Here is a 16,183-nt window from a genome sequence, read left to right as displayed (position 1 = left end):
ACGGGCCTTTGCTTCGCTCGGCCACCAGGCCACCGCGGCGCGGGGCGCCCCGGTGGTTGGTATTGGCTGCTGGTACTGAATTTGGGCCGAGCGGGAGCGAAGGCTGCCCGCTCCCACCCCGAAAGTGAGTCCGCCGCCGGGCGGATATCCCGGCCTCGGAAAACAAACCCCGCACAGCGTCAAAAAGTCTGAACGAACAGCGTCAACCAGCCGACCGCTCCACCAGGTCATCATCGATGTGCGGATCAGCCGGCTGCCCCCGCACCTTCCGCACGGTCCGCCGGATCCAGTGCTCGATGTCGTCCACATAAGTGAATACGGCTGGCACCACCAGCAAGCTCAGCACGGTCGACGTGATCAACCCGCCGATCACCGCCATCGCCATCGGCGAGCGGAAGCTCGAGTCGGCGGCACCCAGGCCGACGGCAATCGGCAGCATGCCCGCACCCATGGCCAGCGTGGTCATGATGATGGGCCGGGCGCGCTTGTGGCAGGCGTCGCGCAGGGCCTCCCAGCGTGTCATGCCGTGGTCGCGGCGCGCCACGATGGCGTATTCCACCAGCAGGATCGAGTTCTTGGTGGCCACGCCCATCAGCATGATCAACCCAATCAGTGACGGCATCGACAGCGCCTTCTGCCCGATGAGCAGGCCTACGAACGCGCCGCCGAGCGCCAGCGGCAGTGCGCAAAGAATCGTGACCGGATGCAGGAAGTCCTTGAACAGCAGCACCAGCACGATGTAAATGCACAGCACGCCCGTGAGCATCGCAAGGCCGAAGCTGTTGAACAGCTCCGTCATCACCTCCGCGTCGCCCACCTCGGTCACGCGCACGCCGGCGGGCAGCTTCTGGATCGAGGGCAGCGCCGTGACCGCGCTCTTGGCGTCGCCGAGGCCGACACCCGATAGCTCGATCTCGAAGTTGACGTTGCGCGAGCGGTCGTAGCGGTCGATCACCGCGGGGCCGCCTTCCATCGTCAACGAGGCCACCTGGCTCAGCATGACCGGGCCGCGCGCGCTGGGCACCGAGAGGCGGCCGAGCAGGTCGAGGTTCTGCCGCGCCGAATCTTCGAGCTTCACCACGATGGGCACCTGCCGCTGCGCGAGGTTGAGCTTCGCCAGCGCCTGGTCGTAGTCGCCCAGCGTTGCCACGCGCAGCGTCTCGGCAATGGCGGAACTGGTCACGCCCAGGTCGGCAGCGCGCGCGAAGTCGGGGCGCACGGCGATCTCGGGCCGCACGAGGCTTGCGGTGGAGGTGATGTTGCCGAGGCCGGGCACCGTGCGCAGGTCTTTCTCGACCGCGCTGGCTGCGCTGGCCAAGGCGGCAGGATCTTCGCCGGTGAGCGCGAGGATGTATTTTTCGCCCGAGCCGCCGAGGCCCACGGTGCTGCGCACGCCGGGCAGGGTTTCGAGCGCCGCGCGGATCTGGTTTTCGATCACCTGCTTGCGCGGGCGGTCGCCGCGCTCGTCCAGCTTGATGGTGAGCGTGGCCTTGCGGGTTTCGGGTGTGCCGAAGTTGGCGAACGGATCGCCGCCCGCGCTGCCGCCCGCCACCGTGGTGTAGACGCTTCGCACATGCTTGATCTGCATCACGCGGCGGCGCGTTTCCTCGGCGGCTGCGGTGGTCTGGGCGAGCGTGGAGCCCGGCGCCAGCGAGAGGTAGATCTGCGTCTGCGAGTTGTCGTCCGGCGGAATGAAGCCGGTCTTCAACAGCGGGATCATCGCGAGCGAACCGAAGAAGAAGAGGGTGGCCAGCACCATGGTCTTGAAGCGGTTGTGGGTGCTCCATTCCACTGCGCGCATGTAGGCCGTGAGCCAGCGCGGCTCCTTTTCGGCGCCGACCACGGGCTTGAGGATGTAGGCCGCCATCATCGGCGTGAGCACGCGCGCCACCACCAGCGACGCGAACACCGCCAGCGATGCGGTCCAGCCGAACTGCTTGAAGAACTTGCCCGCGATGCCGCTCATGAAGGCGGTGGGCAGGAACACCGCGATGAGCGTGAAGGTGGTGGCGATCACCGCCAGGCCGATCTCGTCGGCGGCCTCCATGGCGGCTTCGTACGGCGACTTGCCCATGCGCAGGTGTCGCACGATGTTCTCGACCTCCACGATCGCGTCGTCCACCAATATGCCCACCACCAGAGAAAGCGCGAGCAGCGAGATCACGTTGACCGAGAAGCCCAGCAGGTGCATGCCGATGAAGGCCGGGATCACCGACATCGGCAGCGCCACGGCCGAGACGAACGTGGCGCGCCAGTCCCGCAGGAACAGCCACACCACGATCACCGCCAGGATGGCGCCTTCATACAGAAGGTGCAGCGAGCCGTCGTATTCTTCTTCCACCGGGTCGACGAAATTGAAGGCCTCGGTCAGCTCGATGTCGGGGCGCTGGACGCGCAGGTCGGCCAGCGCCTTCTGGATTGCGCGGCCCACTTCCACTTCGCTGGCGCCGCGGCTGCGGGCCACTTCGAAACCGACCACCGGCTTGCCGTTGAGCAGCGCGGCGGCGCGGGGCTCCGCGATGGTGTCGCTGATGCGCGCCACCTGGTCGAGCCGGATGCGGCGGCCGTCGGAAAGCGCAATCTGCATGTCGGCGAGCTGGTCGGCCGACTGCACGGTGGCCAAGGTGCGCACCGGCTGCTCGCTGCCGCCCAGGTCGATGCGGCCGCCGGCGCTTTCGGTCTGCACCTGGCGCAGCTGGCGCGAGATGTCGGCCGCCGACGCGCCCAGCGCCTGCAGCTTGGCGGGATCGAGGTCGACGTGCACCTGGCGCGTGACGCCGCCCACGCGGTTGACTGCGCCCACTCCGGGCAACGCGAGCAGCTTCTTGGTGATGTCGTTGTCCACGAACCAGCTCAGCGCCTCGATGTCCATGCGTGCCGAGGCGATGGTGAAGGCGAGCACCGGCTGGGCCGCGAAGTCGAGCTTGGTGACCACCGGGTCGCGCACGTCGGCCGGCAGGTCGGCGCGCACGCGCTGCACCGCGGAGCGCACGTCGTCCACGGCTTCCTGCACCGGCTTCTCGAGCCGGAACTCGACGATCAGGGTGGCGGCGCCGTCCTGCACCTTGGTGGTGATGTGCTTCAGGCCCTGCACCGTGGCGATGGAGTTCTCGAGCTTGCGCGCGACGTCGGTCTCCAGCTGCGAAGGCGCGGCGCCGGGCAGCGCCGCCGAAACCGTCACGGTCGGCAGGTCGATGTCCGGGAAGTTCTGCACCTTCATCGCGTTGAACGACAGCAGCCCGCCGAAGGTGAGCAGCACGAACAGCATCACCGCCGGAATCGGGTTGCGGATGGACCATGCGGAAACGTTCATGGGCGTGCCTTCGTTTCGTTGTCCGGCTTGCCCGCGGGGGCCGATGCCGGCGCCGCGGCCGGCTGTGCGCCCGCGGCGGCGGGTGCGGATGCCGGCACCACCCGCACCAGGTCGCCGTCGTTCAGGAAGCCGGCGCCCTGCACCACGATCTGGGCGCCTTCGGGCAGGGCGCTGGTGATCTCCACGCGCTCGCCGACACGGCGGCCGGTCTGCACCTTGAGCTGCGCCACGCGGTTGTCGGGCAGCAGCATGAAGACGTTGTTGAAGCCGTCGCGCGGGACGATGGAGGCTTGCGGCACGGTGGGCGCGGAGCTGCGGCCGAGTTCGAAGTCGCCGCGCGCGAACATGCCGGCCTTGATGCCGGTGTTCTGCTGCACGTTCGGCAGGTCGACATAGACCAGCGCCGCGCGCGTTTGCGGATCGACCGTCGGCGCGATGCTGCGCACCTTGCCGCGCACCTGCGCGCCGCTGGCGCTGACCACGAACGCGGTGGTGCCCACCGCGATGCGGCTGAGCTCGGCCGAGGTGACCTCGGCACGCCATTCGAGCCGGCCCTGGCGGATCAGCCGGAACAGCTCGGTGCCCGCGCCCACCACGCTGCCCACCGTCGCGGTGCGCGACGAGATCACGCCGTCGTCGGGCGCCAGCACCTGCGTGTTGCGCCCGCGGACCTGCTGCGCCGCGAGCACGGCCTCGGCCGCCTCGACGCGTGCCTTGGCCGTCTGCTCGGCCGTCTGGTACTGGTTGATCTGCTGCTGGCTCAGCGCGCCGGTCGCCTGCAGCGTGCGCGCGCGCGCCGCGTTGCCCGCGGCATCGGCCGCCGTGGCCCTCGCTTCGGCCAGCGAGGCCCGCGATTGCGCGATGTCCGCCTGCACCGTCTCCGGCGAGAAGACGGCGAGCACCTGGCCCTTCGTGACCACGTCGCCCACGTTCACGCGCACTTCGGCGAGCTTGAGGCCCGTGGATTCGGAACCCACGCTGGCCTCCTGCCAGGCGGCCACGTTGCCGTTGGCCGCCAGCGTGAGCGTGAGCTCGGTGAGCTCGGGCTTGGCAACCGTGACCGTCAGGGTCGGGCGAGCCGCCGGCGCCCCCGGCTTGGCCTTGTCCGCCGCGGCCTGGGTTTCGCTCGCAGGCTTGCGCACCAGCCACACGGCCGCCGCAATGACGATGACGAGCGCCAGCAGCGCGAGGGCAAGGGTGGAGCGTTTGATGCTTTTCATGGCGACGTCGCGACCTTGGCGGCCGGGTTGGAAGTCAGGGAGGTCGATTCGGGGCGAGCCCAGCCGCCACCCATCGAGCGATAGAGCGCAACCCAGGCTTCGGTGCGCTCGCGTTGCAGCGAGACGCGCGCGGTTTGGGCGGCGAAGAGCGTGCGGCGCGAATCCTCGAGCTCGAACAGGCTGGCCAGGCCGCTCTGGTAGCGCGCCTGCGTGGCATCGAACGAAGCCTGGTAGTTCTTCACCGCGGAGTCGGCGTCGGTGGCGCGTGCATCGGTGGCATCGAGGTTGACCAGCGCTTCCTCGACCTCGCGCACCGCCTGCCGAACGTTCGCGCGGTAGAGCGACACCGCTTCCGTGTAGCGCGCCTTGGCCGCATCGCTGTTGGCCGCGCGCGCACCGCCATCGAGCAGCGGGACCGTGAGCGACACCGGGCCGATGGTCCAGGTGTCGAGCGACTCGCGGAAGCCGCTGGTGCGGATCTGCATGCGGCCGATGGAACCCGAGATGCTGAGCTTGGGATAGCGCTCGGCTTCGGCGGAGCCCACGTCGGCACTGGCCGATGCCACGCCCAGCTCCGCCGCATAGACGTCGGGCCGCTGCGAGATGGCCTCGGCCGGCACGCTCGCGATGCTGCCCACCACGGGCAGCGCACGCTGCGCGGGCGAAGCGGCGAGCTTCTGTTCGAGCACAGGCTCGTCGACGCCGCTGAGCGCCACCAGCGCCTTGCGCTGCACCGCGCACAGGGCGCGCTGCTGCGTGAGGCGGCCCGACGCATCCGATGCGCTGGCGCGTGCCAGCGCCGCATCGGCCGGTGCCGTGAAGCCGGCGCGCGCCGACAGGTCGGTGAGCCGCGCGGTCTCGCCGCGCGATTTCGCATCCGACTCCGCCACGCGCAGCTGCTGCTGGCACGCGCGTTCGGCGAAATAGGCGTTGGCCGTTTCGGCCGCGACGGCCACGCGTGCGTCGTGCCACTTGGCGGTGGCGCTGCCGAGCTTCTGCTCGGCCGAATCTCGATCGGCGCGCAGGCGGCCGAACAGGTCGATCTCCCATTTCGACTGCAGCCCCGCCTGGAGCGTGGTCACGGGCGCGATGGCTGCGCTGCTGCTGGCGGACGAGGAGGCCGCGCTGCCGCCCGCGCCGAACGAAGAGCCCGAGACGCCGCGGCTGGCCGACAGCGTGCCGTCCAGGCTGGGCAGCAGCGCCGCGCCAGCCTGCACGCGCGTGGAGCGTGCCTCGGCCACGCGCGCCGCGGCGCTCGCGAGGTTGGGGCTGGCGGCTTCGGCCGCGGCAATCAGTTCGACCAGCAGCGGGTCGTCGAGCTGGCGCCACCAGTCGGCCAGCGAAACCACCGAGCCGCCGTGGGGCAGCGGCGCATGCCACTGCGCGGGAAAGGGCGCCTCCACGCTGGCCGGCGGGCGCGTCAGGCCGCAGCCCCCAAGGGCAAGGCCGAGCGGCAGGCAGACGGCGGCAAACCATCGGAGTCGTCTCATGTCTTCTTTCTCCCGGAACGGACGGCAGCAACGGCCACGGGCTTGGCGGCGGCTTTGCGGCGCAATGCTTCGGCCTCGACCAGCGCGATGGCGTAGCCCGTGAGGCGCTGCGCCCAGGTGTCCACGTTTTTCGGCGTGTTCAGCAATGAAGGGCGGATCGCATCGACCAGGTCCTGGCTCACGAAGAGCTGCACCGCGAGCCCGGTGATGGCGAAAGTCAGGCGATGCACGTCGTCGTCCGGGCGCGCAAGGCCGAGGCGTCGGCACAGCACGCCCGCGATGGCGATGTGCGGCGCCTTGATGTCGCGCTCGAATTCCTTGGCCCACTGGCTGGTGGGCTCGAGCATCTCGCGCATGTGCAGCTGGATGCATTGCCGCACGATCTCGCCCTGCTTGAGCGGCTCGACCATGCGCGTGAAGAAGATGCGCAGTGCCTCTTCGATCGGCAGGTCGGGCGCGTCGTACAGCGAAACGAAGTCGCCGGCATTGCCGCCCATCGGTTCGCCGAAGGTGGCGGCGTACAAGCCGGCCTTGTCGCCGAAGTAATAGCTGATGGCCGAGATGTTGACATCCGCCGCGCGCGCAATCTCGCGGGTCGACGTCTTGGCGTAGCCGTTGGCAGCAAAGAGCGCAAGGGCCGCATAGAGGAGGCGCTGGCGTGCTTCGACACCGTCGCTGCGCGCTGCGCGGGCGGAAAGGACTTGGAGGGCGGGGGCGCTCATGCCGGCGATTAGAACATGCAGGCAATCAAACGATTGATTTACTTATGGCCGCATGAGGGCTTTCGCCTCACCGCCGGCAGATGCGCATTCTGGGCATTTTCCGAACGCGCATTGATGCTCGATTCGCGGCCGATTGATGCGCGCTACGATCCGATCCATGTCCGCAGTTACGCCCGTTCCCGCACCGCCCCCGCTGCCTGCCCTGCCTCTGGATGCCGACGGCATCCTGGCGCTGGCGGCGCGATCGATGTTCCATTTGTTCTCGAGCATCAGCCAGGGCATGTTCCTGGTCGACCGCAGCGGGCGCATCGTGTGGGTCAACGAAGGCTACCGGCGCTTCCTGCCCGCACTGGGCTTCTCGTCGATCGACCAGTTCATGGGCCACATGGTCGAGGACGTGATTCCCAACACGCAGATGCGGCGCGTCCTGGAAACCGGGGAGCCGATCTTGGTCGACCTGCTCACCAACAAGGCAGGTACTTTCGTTGTCAGCCGGATTCCGCTGCGTGCTGAAAGCGACGGGCGCGAGGGCAGCGCGGGCGAGGTCATCGGCGCCATCGGCATCGTGCTGTTCGACCAGCCCGAAACCACGCTGCAGCCGCTCATCAGCAAGTTCGCGCTGCTGCAGCGCGACCTCGACGACGCGCGGCGCGAACTCGCGAGCCAGCGCAACAACCCGCTCTACCAGCATGCGGCCGATGGGCAGCGGCGCTCCAAGTACACCTTTGCGAGTTTCATCGGCAGCAGCCCCGCGGCCGTGGAGGTGAAGCGCCATGCGCGCCGCGCGGCCCAATCGACGAGCCCGGTGCTGCTGCTCGGCGAAACGGGTACCGGCAAGGAGCTGCTCGCGCATGCGATCCATGCGTCGTCGGCAAGGGCCAAGGGGCAGTTCGTCAGCGTCAACATCGCGGCCGTGCCAGACACCTTGCTGGAGGCCGAGTTCTTCGGCTTCGCGCCCGGTGCCTTCACAGGCGCCGACCGCCGCGGCCGCGAAGGCAAGTTCAAGCTTGCCGACGGCGGCAGCCTGTTCCTGGACGAGATCGGCGACATGCCGCTCGGCCTGCAGGCCAAGCTGCTGCGCGCGCTGCAGGAGGGCGAGATCGAGCCGCTCGGCTCCAACAAGCTGGTGCCTTTCGATGCCCGCGTGATTGCCGCCACCTCGCGCGACCTGCCCGAGCTGGTGCGGCGCGGCCAGTTCCGCGAAGACCTGTACTACCGCCTTAACGTGCTGCCGCTGCGCGTGCCGCCGCTGCGCGATCGCCGCAGCGACATTCCGGCGCTGGTCGAGGCACTGGGGGAGGACATGGCGCTGCGCAGCGGCGAGGCGCCGCCCGAACTCACGCCCGATGCGCTGGCGCTCCTGGCCGGCCAGCACTGGCGCGGCAACATCCGCGAGCTGCGCAACGTGCTCGAGCAGGTGACGATGCGAAGCGATTCGCAGCGCATCGATGCCGCGCAGCTCGAACGCATCCTGCGCGAGGCGGGGCTGGAGCAGATCGAACTGCCCGCCGCGTCGCAGGCGGCCGGCAGCGACGAGGGCGACCTGCTGCGTCCGCTGGCACAACAGATCGCGGAGCTGGAGCGCAAGGCGATCGCCGCGGCGCTGGCGTCCACGGGCGGAAACAAGCTGGCGACGTCGAGGCTGCTCGGCATTTCGCGCGCCACGCTGTACGAGCGGATGACCAGCCAAGGTCTTTGACGGCGTGGGGGGCGGAGGACGAAGCACCCTCGAAAACCCTGACTGAAAAACATGCAGTTGACTGAAATAAATACACAACGAGTGTTCCAAGTTCAGTCGATCCGGGCTTGTTCCCAATGAAGAACCCTTTGTAATCAACAGGTTGGTACGTGGCACGAACTGTGCAATATTCAGTCACCTATTTCAGGAGACAAAGAATGAACCGTCGCCACCTCGTCGCATTGGCCGCACTCGCCACCTGCGCCGCAACCGCCCCCGCATGGGCCCAGTCCAACGAAATCCGCATTGCGCACATCTACAGCAAGACCGGTCCGCTCGAGGCCTATGGCAAGCAGACGCAGACCGGCCTGATGATGGGCCTGGACTACGCCACCGGCGGCACGATGATGGTCAACGGCAAGAAGCTCGTGGTCATCGAGAAGGACGACCAGGGCAAGCCCGACCTGGGCAAGTCGCTGCTCGCAGCCGCTTACTCCGATGACAAGGCCGCGCTCGCCGTGGGCCCCACGTCTTCGGGCGTGGCGCTGGCGATGCTGCCCGTGGCCGAGGAGTACAAGAAGGTCCTGGTGGTCGAGCCCGCGGTGGCCGATTCGATCACCGGCGACAAGTGGAACAAGTACATCTTCCGCACCGGCCGCAATTCGAGCCAGGACGCCATCTCCAATGCCGTGGCCGTCGACAAGGCCGGCGTGACGGTGGCCACGCTGGCGCAGGACAACGCCTTCGGCCGTGACGGCGTGAAGGCCTTCGGCGCGGCCCTCAAGAAGGCGAAGCTGGTGCACGAGGAATACCTGCCGCCCGCCACCACCGACTTCACGGCCGGTGCGCAGCGCCTGATCGACAAGCTCAAGGACCAGCCCGGCCGCAAGATCATCTGGATCGTCTGGGCCGGCGCGGGCAACCCCTTCAAGATCGTCGACCTCGACCTGAAGCGCTACGGCATCGAGATTGCGACCGGCGGCAACATCCTGCCGGCCATGGCCGCCTACAAGAACCTGCCGGGCATGGAAGGCGCGGCGTACTACTACTTCGGCATCCCGAAGAACCCGGTCAACGAAGCCCTGGTGTCGGCCCACTACAAGGAGTTCAAGACACCGCCGGACTTCTTCACGGCGGGCGGTTTCTCGGCCGCGATGGCGGTGGTCACGGCGCTCAAGAAGACCGCCGGCGACACCGGCACCAACAAGCTCATCGGCGCCATGGAAGGCATGAGCTTCGACACGCCCAAGGGCAAGATGACCTTCCGCAAGGAAGACCACCAGGCGATGCAGTCGATGTACCACTTCAAGATCAAGGTGGACCCGGCGTTCGCGTGGGGCGTGCCCGAGCTGGTGCGCGAGATCAAGCCCGAAGAGATGGACATCCCGATCAAGAACAAGCGCTGAGCAAGAGGCCACCGCCGTGGGGCCGCAGGGTGCCGTCCTTGCGGGCAGCGGTGGCAGCGACACCCGCTACGCCGCGCGGCTGCGCCCGCGGCGGGGCGCGGGGCGCGCCCATGCCTGAAGCGATCGGCAGCCTTCGAGCCGGTCCGCACCACTTTCATTTGCCATGACCAACGATGCTTGAGACGAAAGACCTGACCATCCGCTTCGGCGGCCACGTGGCCGTCAACGGCGTGAGCTGCGCCTTCGCGCCGGGCACGCTGACGGCCATCGTGGGACCCAACGGCGCGGGCAAGACCACCTACTTCAACCTGATCTCGGGCCAGCTCAAGGCCAGCGCGGGCACGGTCTCGCTCGACGGGCAACTGCTCTCGGGCCTGTCGCCGTCGGCGCGCACGCATGCGGGGCTGGGGCGCGCCTTCCAGCTCACCAACCTGTTCCCCAACCTCACGGTGCTGGAGAACGTGCGCCTGGCGGTGCAGGCCACGCGCGAGGGCGCACACCGGCGCGGGTTCAACCTGTGGAGCATCTGGAGCGACCACAAGGCGCTGACCGAACGCGCCGAGCAGATCCTGGCCGACGTGGCGCTCAAGTCGCGCGAACATGCCACGGTGGCCAGCCTGCCGCACGGCGACCAGCGCAAGCTCGAAGTGGCGCTCCTCATGGCGCTCGAGCCCAAGGTCTTCATGTTCGACGAACCGACCGCCGGCATGAACGCGGCCGAGGCGCCGGTCATCCTCGACCTGATCCGCAAGCTCAAGCGGGACAAGACCAAGACCATCCTCTTGGTCGAACACAAGATGGACGTGGTGCGCGAACTCGCGGACCGCATCATCGTGCTGCACAACGGCGCGCTGGTGGCCGACGGCGAGCCGGCCGAGGTGATTGCCTCGCCAGTGGTGCAGGAGGCCTACCTGGGCATCGCGAAGGAACCGGCATGAACCTGCTCGAACTACAAGGCGTGCAAACGCACATCGGGGCGTACCACATCCTCCACGGCGTCGACCTCGCGGTACCGAAGGGCCAGCTCACGATGCTGCTGGGCCGCAACGGCGCGGGCAAGACGACCACGCTGCGAACCATCATGGGCCTGTGGCATGCATCGGCGGGCACGGTGCGCTTCGGCGGCAAGGACATCGCGGCCATGCACACGCCGCAGATCGCGGAGCTCGGCATTGCCTACGTGCCCGAGAGCATGGGCATCTTTTCCGACCTGACGGTCAAGGAGAACATGCTGCTCGCCGCGCGCAGCGCCAAGAACGCCGCGCAGATCGACGACACGCGGCTGAAGTGGATCTTCAAGCTCTTTCCCGCGGTGGAGAAGTTCTGGAACCATCCGGCCGGCAAGCTCTCGGGCGGGCAGAAGCAGATGCTCGCGGTGTCGCGCGCCATCGTCGAGCCGCGCGAGCTGCTGCTGATCGACGAGCCCAGCAAGGGCCTCGCGCCCGTGATGATCAACAACATGATCGACGCCTTCGCCGAGCTCAAGAGAAGCGGCGTGACGATCCTGCTGGTGGAGCAGAACATCAACTTCGCCCAGCGCCTGGGCGACAACGTCGCGGTGATGGACAACGGCCGCGTGGTGCACAGCGGCGGCATGGCGGCGTTCTCCGCGGATGCGCAATTGCAGCAATCTCTTCTGGGTCTCGCGTTATGACGTATTCAATGTCTTGTTCCCTCTCCCTCTGGGAGAGGGCTAGGGTGAGGGTGGACGGCCTGTGTGGTGGTCGTGTCCTCATGTCGACGCCGCTGGCCCTCACCCCAACCCTCTCCCGCAAGCGGGAGAGGGAGCCAGAAAAGGGAGCGCAGCAATGAAGGCACTCGATTTCGACTGGAAGCCCTTGCTTCTCGCGCCCATCCTCGCCGCGGTGGCGCTGCCGCTCACGGGTTCGTTCTCGACCTGGCTCACGCTCACGGTCGCGGGCCTCGCAATGGGCATGATCATCTTCATCATCGCGTCGGGCCTCACGCTGGTGTTCGGCCTCATGGACGTGCTGAACTTCGGCCACGGCGTGTTCATCGCGCTCGGCGCCTTCGTGGCCAGCAGCGTGCTCGGCCTGATGGGCGACTGGACCGGTTCGGGCGAGCTGTGGCGCAACCTCGTCGCCGTGTTTCCGGCCATGCTGGTGGCCATGGCGGTGGCGGGCGCCGTGGGGCTGGCGTTCGAGCGCTTCATCGTGAGGCCCGTGTACGGCCAGCACCTGAAGCAGATCCTCATCACCATGGGCGGCATGATCATCGGCGAGGAGCTCATCAAGGTGATCTGGGGACCGGCGCAGGTGCCGCTGCCGCTGCCCGAGGCCCTGCGCGGCTCGCTCCTGATCGGCGATGCGGCCATCAGCAAGTACCGGCTGCTCGCGGTGGCGGTGGGCATCGTGGTGTTCGGCCTGCTCGCATGGACGCTGGGCCGCACCAAGATCGGCCTCTTGATCCGTGCCGGCGTGCAGGACCGCGAGATGGTCGAGTCGCTCGGCTACCGCATCGGCCGGCTGTTCGTCGGCGTGTTCGTGGTGGGCAGCGCGCTGGCCGGGCTGGGTGGCGTGATGTGGGGTCTGTTCCAGCAGAACCTGGTGCCGCAGATGGGCGCGCAGGTCAACGTGCTGATCTTCATCGTGATCATCATCGGCGGGCTCGGCTCGACGGGCGGCGCGCTGATCGGTGCGCTGCTCGTGGGGCTCATGACCAACTACATCGGCTTCCTGCTGCCCACGCTCACGCAGTTCGCGAGCATCCTGCTGATGGTGGCCGTGCTGCTGTGGCGGCCGCAGGGCGTGTACCCGGTGGCCAACCGTTGAGAAAGAAGAAGCCGCCATGTTCCTGAAACGACTTCTCTCCAACGACACGCCCCGAAGCCGCCTGCTGGCGCTTTTGCTGGTGGTGCTGTTCATCGCGCTGGCCTTTGCGCCTTTCATCTTCCCGGGCGTGAAGGCGCTGAGCGTCGCGGCCAAGATCCTGGTGTTCGTGGTGCTGGTCGCGAGCTTCGACCTGCTCCTGGGCTACACCGGCATCGTGAGCTTTGCGCACACCATGTTCTTCGGCATCGGCGCCTATGGCATCGCGATTTCCGCGACGCGGCTCGGGCCCGGCTGGGGCGCGGTGCTGCTGGGCCTCGGGGCGGCGCTCGCGGTCTCGCTGGTGCTCTCGTTCGCCATCGGGTTGTTTTCGCTCAGGGTGCGCGCGATCTTCTTCGCGATGATCACGCTGGCGGTGGCCTCGGCGTTCCAGACGCTGGCCTCGCAGCTGTCGGATTTCACGGGCGGCGAAGACGGGCTCACCTTCAAGCTGCCCGAGCTGATCTCGCCGAGCTTCGAGTTCGCCGAAGAACCGTTCCTCGGCGTCTCGCTCGACGGCCGGCTGCTGTGCTACTACATGCTCTTCGTGACCGCCGTGGTGCTGGTGCTCGCGCTGCTGCGCATCGTGAATTCGCCCTTCGGCCGCGTGCTGCAGGCGATCCGCGAGAACGAGTTCCGCGCCGAGGCCATCGGCTACCGCGTGGTGGTCTACCGCACCACGGCGGCCGTGCTGTCGGCGCTGTTCGCCACGCTGGCCGGCGCCATGCTCGCGATCTGGCTGCGCTACAACGGGCCCGATACCTCGCTGAGCTTCGAGATCATGATCGACGTGCTGCTGATCGTGGTGATCGGCGGCATGGGCACGATCTACGGCGCGGCCATTGGCGCGGTGCTGTTCGTGCTGGCGCAAAGCTACCTGCAAGACCTGCTGCGCGTGGGCAGCGAGGCCGCGAGCGGACTGCCGTGGCTTGCTGCGCTGCTGTCGCCCGACCGGTGGCTGCTGTGGCTGGGGGTGCTGTTCGTGCTCTCGGTGTATTACTTTCCGACCGGCATCGTCGGCAAGCTCAGGGCGAGGGCCGCGCGATGAGCACCGATCCTTCCGTTCAGGTGGTCTCCCGCTACGCGCAGCTCGCGGGCCGCGAGGTCCACTGGCTCGAATGGGGCGCGGCGGACGCGCCGGTGATCATCGCGTGGCATGGCCTGGCGCGCACCTGCCGCGACATGGACGAGCTGGCGCAGCACTTTGCCGCCCGTGGCTTCCGCGTGATCTGCCCCGACACCATCGGCCGCGGGCTGAGCCAGTGGAGCCCGCTGCCCGACGAGGAATACCAGCTGTCTTACTACGCCCGCATGGCGGCTGCGCTGTGCGACGAATTGCGCCTGGACCGCGTGCACTGGGTCGGCACCTCCATGGGCGGCGCCATCGGTACGGTCTGCGCTTCGGGCTTGTTCGAGCCGCGCATGAGGGCGCGCATCGCGAGCCTGGTGCTGAACGACAACGCGCCGCAGCTCGCGCAGTCCGCCATCGAGCGCATCCGCGCCTACGCAGGCCAGCCGCCCGCGTTCGATACCGTGGCAGAGCTCGAGCTGTTCTTCCGCACCGTCTACAAGCCCTATGGCTGGCTCAGCGATGCGCAGTGGCGCCGCCTGACCGAAAGCTCCACGCGCCGCCTTCCCGACGGCCGCGTGACGCCGCACTACGACCCGGCCATGGTCCGGCAGTTCAGCGCGCACGACAACGACTACCTGATCTGGCCGCACTACGACGTCATCGAGGTGCCGGTGCTGTGCCTTCGCGGCGCCGAATCCGACCTGGTGCTGCCCGAAGTCACGCAGCAGATGCAGGAGCGGGGGCCGGGCGCCGCCGGGCTGTTGCAGGTGATCGAAATCCAGGGGTGCGGCCACGCGCCCGCGCTCAACGTGCCGGAACAACTGGACCTGGTCGAAGGGTTTATCAACGCCGCCGGTCGCTGAAGGCGAGTCGGCGGGACAATCGCCGCCGATTCCAACCACAAGGATTTACCCATGGCGCTTTCGCTCTACGACCTCTCGGTGCCGGTCTTCTCGCGCGGTCTTGGCCAGCTCACCCATGTGCTCGAGAAGAGCCTGGCGCATGCCAAGGCCAACGACATCGATCCCGCGGCGCTCGTGGATGCGAAGCTCGCACCCGACATGATCACGCTGGCGGGCCAGGTCCAGCGGGCGAGCGACGCATCGAAACTCGGCGTGGCGCGCATCTCGGGCATCGCGGCGCCGAGCTTTCCCGATGAGGAAAAGACCTACGACGAACTGCTGGCCCGCATAGCGAAGACGCAGGCGTTTCTCGCCACCGTGGACCGCACGCTGATCGACGGCCAGGAAGAACGCCAGGTGACCATCAAGTCGCGCGAAGGCGAGGCGCATTTCACGGCACAACGCTATCTGCTGCAGTTCGCGCTGCCGAACTTCTTCTTCCATGTGACCACCGCCTACGACGTGCTGCGGCACAAGGGCATGCCCATCGGCAAGATGGACTACCTGGGGAAGTTCTAGGGCCCTGTGGCGGGCCGGGTGGGCCAGCCCGCGAGGTTGCGTTCGGCAATGCCTGCCAGCGCGGTGATCCATGCGGGGCTGTCGTTCAGGCAGGGGATGTAGCTGAAGGCCTCGCCGCCCGCATGCATGAAGGCTTCGCGGCCTTCCATTGCAATTTCTTCCAGCGTTTCCAGGCAGTCGGCCGGAAAGCCCGGGCACACCACGTCGACCCGCTTGACCCCGCTCGCGCCGAGTTCGCGCAGGGTGAGTTCGGTATAGGGCTCGAGCCACCTGGCGCGGCCGAAGCGCGACTGGAAGGTGACGCGATGTTGTGCGGCCGACAGTCCGAGGCGCACGGCCAGCAGGCGCGCGGTTTCCAGGCACTGCGCCTGGTACGGATCGCCGAGCGCGATGTTGCGCGCCGGAATGCCGTGGAAGCTCATCAGCAGCACCTCGCCGCGTCCTTCGCTCTTCCAGTGGCGCTCGATGCGCTGCGCCAACGCGTCGATGTAGGCCGGATCGTCGTGGTACTCGTTGACGAAACGGAACTCCGGAATGCGGCGCTGCCGGCGGCTCCAGTCGCTCACCGCATCAATCACGCTGGCCGTGGTGGTGGCCGAATACTGCGGGTAGGCCTGCAGCACCAGCACGCGCGTGACGCCATCGGCCAGCAGCGTGTCGAGCCGCGAAGCAATCGAGGGGCTGGCGTAGCGCATCGCGTCGCGCACCGCCACGCGGTGGCCGCGTTCGCCGAGCCAGCCGGCGAGCAGCGTGGCTTGTTTTTCCGTCCATACCTTGAGGGGCGAACCCTCGGCCATCCAGATGCTCGCGTACTTGGCGGCCGACTTGGCGGGCCGCACGCGAAGGATGATGCCGTACAGGATCACGGCCCAGAGCAGCCTGGGAATCTCGACCACGCGCGGGTCTCCGAGAAACTCCGCAAGATAAGGCCGCACGGCAGCCGCGGTAGGGGCGTCGGGCGAGCCGAGGTTGCACCAGAGTACGGCGGTGCGCGGGGCGGTGGAACTGTTGTTCCCGTTGTCTTGAGGCATGC

General features: G+C 67.8%; 13 protein-coding genes. 8 read left to right on the top strand and 5 right to left on the bottom strand.

The genetic code is table 11. The features are described from left to right. Positions 1-202 precede the first annotated feature (202 nt). From ABID97_RS17720 to ABID97_RS17705, 4 genes are read right to left on the bottom strand one after another with little or no spacing between them, the layout of a single operon-like run. Positions 203-3,313: an efflux RND transporter permease subunit gene (locus ABID97_RS17720; protein ID WP_354399727.1), complete on the bottom strand. Its 3,111-nt coding sequence runs from the start codon at positions 3,311-3,313 to the stop codon at positions 203-205. Beyond that, on the bottom strand, positions 3,310-4,533 hold the full coding sequence (locus ABID97_RS17715) for an efflux RND transporter periplasmic adaptor subunit (protein WP_354399726.1): 1,224 nt from the start codon (positions 4,531-4,533) through the stop codon (positions 3,310-3,312). Before ABID97_RS17715 ends, ABID97_RS17720 begins: the two co-directional genes overlap by 4 nt. Further along, on the bottom strand, positions 4,530-6,023 hold the full coding sequence (locus tag ABID97_RS17710) for an efflux transporter outer membrane subunit (RefSeq protein ID WP_354399725.1): 1,494 nt from the start codon (positions 6,021-6,023) through the stop codon (positions 4,530-4,532). Before ABID97_RS17710 ends, ABID97_RS17715 begins: the two co-directional genes overlap by 4 nt. Then, on the bottom strand, positions 6,020-6,745 hold the full coding sequence (locus tag ABID97_RS17705) for a CerR family C-terminal domain-containing protein (protein ID WP_354399724.1): 726 nt from the start codon (positions 6,743-6,745) through the stop codon (positions 6,020-6,022). Before ABID97_RS17705 ends, ABID97_RS17710 begins: the two co-directional genes overlap by 4 nt. Positions 6,746-6,902: 157 nt before the next feature. On the opposite strand from ABID97_RS17705, the gene ABID97_RS17700 reads away from it, so the two are divergent. From ABID97_RS17700 to ABID97_RS17665, 8 genes are all read left to right on the top strand, one after another. Beyond that, on the top strand, positions 6,903-8,444 hold the full coding sequence (locus ABID97_RS17700; protein ID WP_354399723.1) for a sigma-54 interaction domain-containing protein: 1,542 nt from the start codon (positions 6,903-6,905) through the stop codon (positions 8,442-8,444). A 197-nt stretch (positions 8,445-8,641) separates the two neighbouring features. Beyond that, on the top strand, positions 8,642-9,829 hold the full coding sequence (locus ABID97_RS17695; protein ID WP_354399722.1) for a substrate-binding domain-containing protein: 1,188 nt from the start codon (positions 8,642-8,644) through the stop codon (positions 9,827-9,829). Between the two features lie 173 nt (positions 9,830-10,002). After that, on the top strand, positions 10,003-10,767 hold the full coding sequence (locus ABID97_RS17690; RefSeq protein WP_354399721.1) for an ABC transporter ATP-binding protein: 765 nt from the start codon (positions 10,003-10,005) through the stop codon (positions 10,765-10,767). Then, entirely contained in the window at positions 10,764-11,483 is a 720-nt protein-coding gene (locus tag ABID97_RS17685) for an ABC transporter ATP-binding protein (RefSeq protein ID WP_354399720.1), read from the top strand. Before ABID97_RS17690 ends, ABID97_RS17685 begins: the two co-directional genes overlap by 4 nt. A gap of 154 nt (positions 11,484-11,637) precedes the next feature. Beyond that, positions 11,638-12,621, top strand: coding sequence for a branched-chain amino acid ABC transporter permease (locus tag ABID97_RS17680; RefSeq protein ID WP_354399719.1), 984 nt, complete (start codon positions 11,638-11,640; stop codon positions 12,619-12,621). A gap of 16 nt (positions 12,622-12,637) precedes the next feature. After that, positions 12,638-13,705 carry a branched-chain amino acid ABC transporter permease gene (locus ABID97_RS17675; RefSeq protein WP_354399718.1) on the top strand — a complete coding sequence of 356 codons (1,068 nt, stop codon included), beginning with the start codon at positions 12,638-12,640 and terminating at the stop codon, positions 13,703-13,705. Beyond that, entirely contained in the window at positions 13,702-14,592 is an 891-nt protein-coding gene (locus ABID97_RS17670; RefSeq protein WP_354399717.1) for an alpha/beta fold hydrolase, read from the top strand. The genes ABID97_RS17675 and ABID97_RS17670 overlap by 4 nt, the downstream gene beginning before the upstream one ends. A gap of 51 nt (positions 14,593-14,643) precedes the next feature. Then, positions 14,644-15,150, top strand: coding sequence for a DUF1993 domain-containing protein (locus tag ABID97_RS17665; protein ID WP_354399716.1), 507 nt, complete (start codon positions 14,644-14,646; stop codon positions 15,148-15,150). Here the strand turns inward: ABID97_RS17665 and hemH are convergent. After that, positions 15,147-16,181: a ferrochelatase gene (gene hemH, locus ABID97_RS17660; protein ID WP_354399715.1), complete on the bottom strand. Its 1,035-nt coding sequence runs from the start codon at positions 16,179-16,181 to the stop codon at positions 15,147-15,149. The genes ABID97_RS17665 and hemH overlap by 4 nt on opposite strands. Positions 16,182-16,183 lie beyond the last annotated feature (2 nt).

The sequence above is a fragment of the Variovorax sp. OAS795 genome, from assembly GCF_040546685.1.
Lineage (GTDB): Bacteria > Pseudomonadota > Gammaproteobacteria > Burkholderiales > Burkholderiaceae_C > Variovorax.
This window is presented reverse-complemented; position numbering and strand designations above follow the sequence as displayed.

What these genes read in the sequence shown, in the direction of transcription:
- ABID97_RS17680 (WP_354399719.1), top strand. Translation starts at nt 11,638, where the DNA reads ATGAAGGCACTCGATTTCGACTGGAAGCCCTTGCTTCTCGCGCCCATC.
- ABID97_RS17675 (WP_354399718.1), top strand. Translation starts at nt 12,638, where the DNA reads ATGTTCCTGAAACGACTTCTCTCCAACGACACGCCCCGAAGCCGCCTG.
- ABID97_RS17690 (WP_354399721.1), top strand. Translation starts at nt 10,003, where the DNA reads ATGCTTGAGACGAAAGACCTGACCATCCGCTTCGGCGGCCACGTGGCC.
- ABID97_RS17720 (WP_354399727.1), bottom strand. Translation starts at nt 3,313, where the DNA reads ATGAACGTTTCCGCATGGTCCATCCGCAACCCGATTCCGGCGGTGATG.
- ABID97_RS17705 (WP_354399724.1), bottom strand. Translation starts at nt 6,745, where the DNA reads ATGAGCGCCCCCGCCCTCCAAGTCCTTTCCGCCCGCGCAGCGCGCAGC.
- hemH (WP_354399715.1), bottom strand. Translation starts at nt 16,181, where the DNA reads ATGCCTCAAGACAACGGGAACAACAGTTCCACCGCCCCGCGCACCGCC.
- ABID97_RS17685 (WP_354399720.1), top strand. Translation starts at nt 10,764, where the DNA reads ATGAACCTGCTCGAACTACAAGGCGTGCAAACGCACATCGGGGCGTAC.
- ABID97_RS17695 (WP_354399722.1), top strand. Translation starts at nt 8,642, where the DNA reads ATGAACCGTCGCCACCTCGTCGCATTGGCCGCACTCGCCACCTGCGCC.
- ABID97_RS17710 (WP_354399725.1), bottom strand. Translation starts at nt 6,023, where the DNA reads ATGAGACGACTCCGATGGTTTGCCGCCGTCTGCCTGCCGCTCGGCCTT.
- ABID97_RS17700 (WP_354399723.1), top strand. Translation starts at nt 6,903, where the DNA reads ATGTCCGCAGTTACGCCCGTTCCCGCACCGCCCCCGCTGCCTGCCCTG.
- ABID97_RS17670 (WP_354399717.1), top strand. Translation starts at nt 13,702, where the DNA reads ATGAGCACCGATCCTTCCGTTCAGGTGGTCTCCCGCTACGCGCAGCTC.
- ABID97_RS17715 (WP_354399726.1), bottom strand. Translation starts at nt 4,533, where the DNA reads ATGAAAAGCATCAAACGCTCCACCCTTGCCCTCGCGCTGCTGGCGCTC.
- ABID97_RS17665 (WP_354399716.1), top strand. Translation starts at nt 14,644, where the DNA reads ATGGCGCTTTCGCTCTACGACCTCTCGGTGCCGGTCTTCTCGCGCGGT.